This window comes from Streptomyces capoamus (genome assembly GCF_014654935.1).
Taxonomy (GTDB): Bacteria; Actinomycetota; Actinomycetes; order Streptomycetales; family Streptomycetaceae; genus Streptomyces; species Streptomyces capoamus.
The window spans coordinates 170,508-179,174 of the sequence record NZ_BNBF01000011.1 but is presented as its reverse complement, the minus strand read 5'-3'; the positions used below and the strand labels follow the sequence as shown (position 1 = coordinate 179,174).

6 protein-coding genes are annotated in these 8,667 nt (G+C 71.4%); 2 read left to right on the top strand and 4 right to left on the bottom strand.

Features of this window, described 5'->3' with window-relative positions; genetic code table 11:
• Positions 1–712 (bottom strand): cobalt ECF transporter T component CbiQ (cbiQ, locus tag IE312_RS19295; protein ID WP_229900137.1); only part of this gene is annotated, 712 nt, incomplete at its 3' end.
• Position 713: 1 nt separating this feature from the next.
• Positions 714–1,757 (bottom strand): energy-coupling factor ABC transporter permease, encoded by a 1,044-nt coding sequence (locus IE312_RS19290; protein ID WP_189983405.1) that lies wholly within the window; start codon positions 1,755–1,757, stop codon positions 714–716.
• A 149-nt stretch (positions 1,758–1,906) separates the two neighbouring features.
• On the opposite strand from IE312_RS19290, the gene IE312_RS19285 reads away from it, so the two are divergent.
• Entirely contained in the window at positions 1,907–2,245 is a 339-nt protein-coding gene (locus IE312_RS19285; RefSeq protein WP_189983403.1) for an SsgA family sporulation/cell division regulator, read from the top strand.
• On the opposite strand, the gene IE312_RS19280 is transcribed toward IE312_RS19285, so the two are convergent.
• Both IE312_RS19280 and IE312_RS19275 read right to left on the bottom strand, forming a co-directional pair.
• A complete protein-coding gene (locus tag IE312_RS19280) occupies positions 2,246–3,910 on the bottom strand; it encodes a penicillin-binding transpeptidase domain-containing protein (RefSeq protein ID WP_189983401.1) in 1,665 nt (554 codons plus the stop codon).
• A gap of 99 nt (positions 3,911–4,009) precedes the next feature.
• Positions 4,010–5,641, bottom strand: a complete 1,632-nt coding sequence (locus IE312_RS19275; protein WP_189983399.1) for a penicillin-binding transpeptidase domain-containing protein — start codon at positions 5,639–5,641, stop codon at positions 4,010–4,012.
• A 247-nt stretch (positions 5,642–5,888) separates the two neighbouring features.
• Between IE312_RS19275 and fxsT the strand changes: the two genes are divergently transcribed.
• A partial coding sequence (fxsT, locus tag IE312_RS19270) for an FxSxx-COOH system tetratricopeptide repeat protein (RefSeq protein WP_229900136.1) occupies positions 5,889–8,667 on the top strand: 2,779 nt, incomplete at its 3' end.

The window sequence follows — 8,667 nt, the reverse complement described above, 5'->3', positions numbered from 1 at the left end:
CGAGGGCGTGCGACCACTGCGCGCGGGACGCGGTCACCTCGTCGATGACCGGCATGGAACCGGCGTACCCCCGGCTCACCATGGCCAGGTGCACGCGCTCCCCGCGCTCGTAGGAGCGGATGAACAGCGCGCCGGCGGACTTGGCGAGCACGCCCCAGTGCCGCACGCCCTTCGCCTCGAAGCCGCGCGACTCCCGGGCGATCCGCATCCGGCGCATCTCGTCGGTGATGACGTCGCCGTAGCGGATCATGAAGGACGCGATCTGCACCAGCAGCGGCGGCAGTTTCAGCCGCTGCAGACCCAGCAGCAGTTCGCGCAGCTCGGTGGTGGCGGCCAGCAGTACGGAGGCGGCGACGCCGAGGGTGCCCTTGGCGAGCACGTTCCAGGCGCCCCACAGGCCGTTCACGCTCAGCGACAGCCCCAGGACGTGCACCCGCTCGCCCTCCGCCACGAAGGGCATGAGCACCGCGAACGCGACGAACGGCACCTCGATCAGCAGCCGCCGGAGCAGGAAGCCGGCGGGCACGCGCGCGTGGTACGCGACGGCCGCGAGCAGCACGGCGTACAGCGCGAACGCCCACATCGCCTCGCGCGGGGTCGACACCACGACCACCACGAACAGGAAGACGGCGGCGAGCTTGGTGTGCGGCGGCAGCCCGTGCACGGGCGAGTGCCCGTGCCGGTATAGCCGGTGCGCGTGTCCCGCTCCCACGTCAGACGCCGGTGCTCGCCGGGGAGATGTCGTCGGCGCGCCGCCGGCGCAGGGCCCAGAACACCGCGCTGCCCGCGACGACCGTGACACCGACGCCGATGACCCCGGCGAGCCCGCCGGACAGCCGGGCGTCGGCGATGTCCTTCACTCCGTAGTCGGCGAGCGGGGAGTCGGACGAGGCGTGCTTCTCGGCCTTCTTGTCGATGCCCTTGTCGTGCGCGACCTTCTCCAGGCCGTCGGGGCTGGCCGAGGCGTAGAAGCTGACGAAGCCGGCGAGGACCAGGGAGGTGACGAGCCCGGTGATCCACAGCGTGCGGCGTGAGGTGCGCGCCGCCACCGGCGCCGTGGGCGCGGGCGCGTCCACCAGTTCGCCGTTCACGCGCAGCCGGAGCCGCTGCCGCAGCCCGCGCGCGCCGTGCACCAGGTCCGGGCGGACGGCGATGACGGCGCCGACCGTGAGCGCGGTGATGACCGCCTCGCCGACGCCGATCAGCACGTGCACGCCGATCATCGCGGTGGCGACCTTGCCGATCGAGACGTCGGTGGTGCCGCCGACCGCGTAGATCAGCGTGAAGGCGACCGCGGCGGCCGGCACGGACACCAGCGCGGCGACGAAGGCGGCGACGGTCACCGTGCGCCGCTTGCGGGGCAGCACGGCGAGCAGGCCGCGGAAGACGGCGTAGGAGACGACCGTCGTGACGATCGCCATGTCGGTGATGTTGACGCCGAGCGCGGTCAGCCCGCCGTCGGCGAACAGCACGCCCTGCATGAGCAGCACGACCGACACGCACAGGACGGCCGTACAGGGGCCGACGAGTATCGCGGCCAGGGCTCCGCCCAGCAGGTGGCCGCTGGTGCCGGCCGCGACCGGGAAGTTGAGCATCTGCACGGCGAAGATGAACGCCGCCACCAGTCCGGCCAGCGGGGCCGTGCGCTCGTCGAGTTCGCGGCGGGCACCGCGCAGGCTCACCGCGAGGGCGCCGGCGGCGACCACCCCGGTGACCGCGGAGGTCGGGGCGTCGATGAATCCGTCAGGTACATGCACCAGATGATTTTAGGCCCTTGTTGCGAATGCCTTGCAAGAGAGAGGGCGTCTCGTCTCTCACCGGGGCGTGAACCGGAAAGTGTGCGACTCTTGATGGAAAGCGGATGCACAGCTTTCGCATAGGTCACAGTGCGTGAGAGGGCGGTCCGATGTCTGTAGTCGAACAGTACGCGCGCGCTCATATCGTCACGGACGAGGACGACCCGGGAGCCGTACCCGTCGTGCTCCGGTACGACCCCGACGCCGATCCCCGGTCGGTCCGCGTGGGCCTGCCGGGCCCGCACGAGTGGACCTTCTCCCGCGCACTCCTCGAACGGGGACTGCGGGCGCCCGCCGAGAGCGGCGCCGTCCGGGTGTGGCCCTGCGGGCGGGTCCAGGCCGTGGTCGAGTTCCACACTGACCACGGCGTCGAACTGGTGCAGTTCGAGTCGAAGGCGCTGGTCCGGTTCCTCCTCCGGACGTACTTCGCCGAACCCGTACGCGGCTGATCAGCCCCCGAGCTTCAGCAGCTTCGCCACGATCGGGCCGGCCGTGTCGCCGCCGTGCCCGCCCGCCTGCACCACGCCGGCCGCGGCGAGGTCGCCCCGGTAGGCGGTGAACCAGCCGTTCGGCTTCTTCTGGCCGTCGACCTCCGCCGAGCCGGTCTTCGCGCCGTAGTCCGGGCCGAGGCCCGACATCGCCTCGGCGGCGGTGCCGTACGCGGCCGTGTACCGCATCAGCTCGCGCAGCTGGGACAGCGTCCTGGCCGACAGGGTGCGCGAGGCGGTGGCCAGCGTGCGGTGGTCCACGGACGGGGACACCAGGTACGGCTGGTGGAACCTGCCCGCCTTCACGGTCGCCGCCACCGAGGCCATGTTCAGCGGGTTCATCCGCACCCCGCCCTGCCCGATCAGCGAGGCCGCCATCTGCGCCGCCGACTGCACCGGCACCGAGCCGTCGAAGGTCGGCACGCCGATCGCCCAGTTGTCCATCGACAGCCCGAAGACCTGCTGCGCCTGCCTGGTCAGGTCGTCGTTCCTCAGCTTCTTCGCCTGGCCGATGAACGCGGTGTTGCAGGACCGGGCGAAGCTCGCCTTGAAAGTGCCGCCCTTGATCTCGAAGTCGTCGTCGTTGTGGAACTTCCAGCCGCCGTAGGTGACCGTCTTCGGACACGGGTGCTTCTTGTCCGCCGACGCCAGACCCTTGTCGATCAGCAGCGAGGAGGTGATGACCTTCATCGTGGAACCGGGCGCCAGCGAGCCCTGGAAGGCGGTGTTGAAGCCGTGCCCGCTGTTGGCGACCGCGAGGATCTCCCCGGTCGAGGGCCGCAGCGCGACCACCGAGGCCCGCGGGCGCTTCGCCACCTGCTGCTCGGCGGCGGCCTGGAGGCCGGGGCTGAGCGTGGTCCTGACGGTGCCCGGCGTGCCCTCGCTCAGCTCCACCAGCGTCTTGTCGGAGAGCTTGGCGGCCTTGGCGGCCTTGCCGCGCACCACGCGCAGCTCGACGCCCGCCGTGCCGCCCGCCTTCTTGCCGTACTTCTCCCGCAGCCCGTCCAGCACCGTGCCCAGCGACGGGTACGCGGCGGCCGTGATCTCGCCGCCGTCCCGGTCCAGCGCCCTGACCGGCGGGGTGCCGGACGCGCCGGTCACGAGGGTGTCGCCGTCCCTGAGGTCGGGATGGACGACGGCGGAGTGCCAGTCGACCAGCGGTCTGCCGTCGCTCGCGCGGCGCACCACGGTGAGCGAACTGGTGTAGGACAGCGGCTTGCCGAGCTTGCGGTACGCCACCGTCGCCTGGACCTTGAACGGCACCTCGGCGCCCTTCGCGGGGCCCGGGGTGAGCCTGACGTCCTTCAGGTGGGCGTCTGCGGTGTAGCCGGTGAGCAGCTTGCGGGCGGCGGACGGGTCGTCGGTGGCGGCGGCCGCCGCGCCGACCCTGCCCTGCTGCCAGGCGGTGAGGAAACGGGCGGAGGCCGCGCGGACCTCGGCCGCGGTGGGCGGGCCGGACGGGACGGGCTTGTGGTCGGCCGTGGCACCGGTCCGCTCGTCGGCCGCGGCCCCGCCGTACAGCGCGTAGACGCCGAACCCGGCACCGCCGACCACGACGGCGATCATTCCGCCGAGTACGGCGGGCCGGGTCTTGCGCCGCTCGGCGACGCGCCTTCTCTTGCCCACAGCCTCAGTTCCTCCGCACCTTTCCCCAGGGTCCCCGTAAGCCCCTCACACTCCCCAACGACGGCATTCACCTTAAAGTCCCCGCCTCCACGGGTGATCTCAGCCCGCGTTCCGTAGCACGCTTGCGACAATCGGCCCGGCCGCGTCGATGCCGTGTCCGCCGTCCTGGACCATCGCGGCCGCCGCCACATCGCCCCGGTAACCGGTGAACCAACTGTCCGACCGGGCCTCGCCGTCGACCTCGGCCGACCCGGTCTTGGCGCCGACGTCGCCGCCCAGCCCGGCCATCACGCCGGCCGCGGTGCCGCTGCGCGCGGTGCGGTTCAGCAGGGCGCGCAGCTGCGCGGCCGTGCCGGGCGGCAGACCACGCGCGCGTGCCGGTTCGCGGCCGTCCAGCTTCAGCGGCACGAGCAGGGGCTGGCGGAAGGTGCCGGTCTTCGCGGTCGCCGTCACGGAGGCCATGTTCAGCGGGCTCATCTGGACCTGGCCCTGGCCGATCAGGTTCGCGGCGGTGTCCGGGCCGCCGGACGCGGGCACCCGGCCGTCGAACGTCGGCACGCCGACCTGCCAGTTGTTACGCCCGAGCCCGAAGCGCTCCTCGGCCTCCCGGGTGAGGGAGTCGACCTTCACCTCGTCCGCGAACTTCACGAACGCCGTGTTGCAGGAGCGGGCGAAGCTGTCGGCGAGGGTGGCGTGCTCGTTCGGCGCCAGGCCCTTGAGGTTCTGGAAGGTCTGGCTCTGCCAGACGGCCGACGGCGGGCAGGGTGCCGGTCCGTTCGCCGTGGTCAGGCCGTTGTCGATGAGGGTCGCCGCGCTGATGATCTTCATGGTGGAGCCGGGGGCGCGTTCGCCGAGGAGGGCCGCGTCGAAGCCGTCGATGCGGTTGTTGGCGATGGCCAGGATCTCGCCGGTGCTCGGCTTGACGGCCACGACGGAGGAATCGGGGTACTTCTCCACGGCCTTCTCGGCCGCCGCCTGGGCGCTCGCGCTGAGCGTCGTGGGGAGCTTCCCGGGCCTGCCCTTGGCGAGGGTCAGCAGCGGGGTGTCGGCGGCCTGGCCGCCGTCGGCGGCGCCCTGGTGGCGGATCGCCAGTTCCACGCCGGGCCGGCCGCCGGTCTTGTCGCCGTACCGCTTGCGCAGTTCGTCCAGGACCGGGCCGAGGGACGGGTACCTCCCCCGGGTGAGGACCTTGCCGTCGCGGTCCACGGCCTCGATCTCCGGGGCGGCCGACGCGCCGGTGGTGAGCGTGTCGCCCTTGCGCAGGCGCGGGTGGACGACGGAGGGCTGCCAGTCGACCAGCGCGCGGTGGGAGGTCTCGCCCCGGACGACGGTCAGCGTGCTGCGGTACGACAGCGGGCGGGACCTCCCGCCGTACGACACCGTCGCCCGCACGGTGAACGGCACGGTGTCGCCGGTGGCCGGGCCGGGCGTGATGCGCACCTTCCCGATGTGCGCGTCGCCGGAGTAGGCCGCCAGCACCTGCCGGGCCCCGTCGGGGAAGTTGGTGTACGAAGCCGCTCGCGGCGCGTCGCCCTTCTGCCAGGCGGCGAAGAAGGCCTCGGTCGCCTCCTTCACCTCGGAACTGCTGGGCGGCCCGGTCCGCGCGGGCGCCGCGTCACCCGTGCCGCCGCCGCTCAGCGCGGACGCGACGTTGTAGAGCCCGTAACCGGCCCCGCCCAGCAGCGTGACGCACACACCGCCTATGACGCCCGCTTTGACGCCCTTGCGCATGGCGCGGATCCCCCTCTGTCTCCGACTTGTTGAACACGTTCAAAACAGGTGTCCTGGAGCACTGTAAGCGGTTACGCGCCTTGTTGGTGACCGGAGTTGCCGATTGTTGCCCGAAAGGAGACGTTGCCGGCCCGAGAGTGACCGGCCTCGGCTATGTGGTCTCGGCGTTCTCCGCCCCGTCCCCGGCTGCACGCGAGATCATGGCTGGCGCTCCACGTCACGAGCATCAGGGGATCGGGGGTCCACGGTGACCGACACCGCGCAACGCATCTTCGTCAGCTACGCAGGCCCGGACCGGGCCTGGGCGGAGTGGGCCGGCTGGCAGCTCCAACAGGCCGGGCACCAGGTCGAACTGGACCGGTGGCACTGGCGCACCGGAGAGGACTTCGTCCAGAAGATGAACGGCGCTCTCGACCGGGCAGACGCCGTGGTGGCCCTGTTCTCCCGGCACTACTTCGCCCCCAGACGATGGACCCGGGAGGAGTGGTCGGCCACCGTGGCCCTGAGAGGACGCCTCGTTCCGGTGGCGATCGAGCTTCTGGCCGACGACGACATCCCCGCCCTCCTGGCCGGGGTGCTGCGCACGGACATCCACGGACTGGACGAGACCGCCGCCACCGCCGCCCTGCTCGAAGCCGTCCACGGCCCGGTCGCCCCGACCGGCCCGGTCGCCTTCCCGGGTGCCGCCTTCCCGGGTGCCGCCCTCCCCGGTGCCGCCGTCCCCGGTGCCGCCTCCGCCGGCACGCCGACGGGACCTGACGCACAGCGTCCACGGCTGCCCAGCAGCGTCGGGCTGCCCGAGGTGTGGAACGTCCGCCGCCGCAACCCCGACTTCTCCGGCCGCGAGACGGTCATGGGCCAGCTTCGGACCGGTCTGCTCAGCGGACACCAAGCAGTGGTCCAGGCGCTCCACGGCATGGGCGGCATCGGAAAGACCCAGATCGCCCTGGAGTACGCTCACCGGTTCGCCAGCCAGTACGACCTCGTGTGGTGGGTCGACGCCGAACAGGCCGACCAGTTGCCCGTCCGCTACACCGAACTCGCCGACCGCCTCGGCATCGCCAAATCCGACGCCGGCTCCGAACCGAACGCCCGTGCTCTTCTCCAGCATCTGCGGACGCGGCACCGCTGGCTCCTCATCCTCGACAACGCCGAACACCCCGACCAGATCGAGCCCTGGGTTCCCGAGGGACCGGGCCACGTCCTGATCACCTCACGCAGCCCCGACTGGCACGGGATCGCTCACCAATGCGACCTGGACGTGTTCACCCGCACCGACTCCGTGGCCTACCTCAAGAGCCGCATCCCGGGAATGACCGCCGAACACGCCGATCTCCTGGCGCAGGATCTCGGCGACCTGCCCCTCGCACTCGCCCAGGCCGCGGGAGTCCTGCTCAGCGGCATGACCCTGGACCGCTACCGCCAACTCCTCACCACCGACACCGCACGCCTGCTGCAGGAGAGCGACGTGCGCGACTATCCCGCGCCGCTGGCCGCGACGGTCAACATCGCCGTCACCCGCCTCGTGGACGACGGCCACCCCGATGCCGCCGCCCTGCTCCGTCTCGGCGCGTTCCTCGGCCCCGAACCCATCCCCACCGCCTGGTTGGAGACGGCCCGCTCCGGCCTGACCACCGTTCCCGGCGACCCGGACGACCCGATGTGGCTGCGCAACTCCCTCCAGCCCCTCGGCCGCTTCGGACTGGCGCGCACCGACTTCGACGCCTTCCAGATCCACCGGCTGACCCAGGCCATCCTCCGCACGCAGACCAGCCCCGACCAGGTACCGGCGATCCGCGACGACGTCACGGCCGTCCTCGCGGCAGTGGACCCGGGCGACCCGCAGTCTCCGGCCGACTGGCCGGCGTGGGCCTCACTCACCGGCCACCTCACCGCCCCCCACGTCACCACCGCGATCGCCAACCGGCCTGCGCTGCGCCCCGTCCTGACGAAAGCGGCTCACTTCCTGATCCGCAGCGGCCTGCCACGCGCCGCCCGTGACCTCAGTGCAGCGCTGCATGAGGCATGGAGCACCGATATGGGGCCGGACCACCCCGACACACTCACCTGCGCACAGTTCCTGGGGCACGCGACCGCCGGACTTGGTGACTACGCCAAGGGACAGGTCGTCATTGAGGACACCCTCGTCCGTCGTCGGTGTGTCCTGGGTGAGGACCATCCCGACACCCTCCAATCGGCGAACGACGCGTTCACCAACCTGTCCAACCTGGGGGAGTACGCGGAGGCCCGCCGCATGGCGGAGGACACCCTTGTGCGTCGTCGCCGTGTGCTGGGTGAGGATCATCCCGACACCCTCAGTTCCGCGGGGAACCTAGCCACCATCCTGAGCGGCTTGGGGGAGTATGCGGAGGCCCGCCGCATGGCGGAGGACACCCTTGTCCGTCGTCGTCGTGTTCTGGGTGAGGACCATCCCGACACCCTCGCTTCCGCCAACAACCTCGCCAGCGCCTTGCATACCCTGGGGGAGTATGCGGAGGCCCGCCGCATGAAGGAGGACGTTCTTGCGCGTCGTCGCCGTGTGCTGGGTGAGGATCATCCCGACACCCTCAGTGCCGCCGGCAACCTCGCCAGCACCCTGAGCAGCTTGGGGGAATACGCGAAGGCCCGGCGCATGCAGGAGGACGTTCTCGCGCGGCATCACCGTGTCCTGGGTGAGGACCATCCCGACACCCTCAGTTCCGCCAACAACCTCGCCGGCACCCTGTACGACTTGGGGAAGTGCGCGGAGGCCCGTCCCATGCAGGAGGACGTCCTCGCGCGTCGACGCCGTGTTCTGGGTGAGGATCATCCCGACACCCTCGGTTCCGCCAACAACCTCGCCGGCACCTTGCATGCCTTGGGCGAGTATGCGGAAGCCCGTCGCATGCAGGAGGACGTCCTCGCGCGTAGTCGCCGTGTTCTGGGCGAGGGCCATCCCGACACCCTCGGGTTCGCCAGCAACCTCGCCGGTACCCTGCATGCTCTCAGTCGGTACCCGGAGGCGGTCGCACTGCTGAAGGACGCAC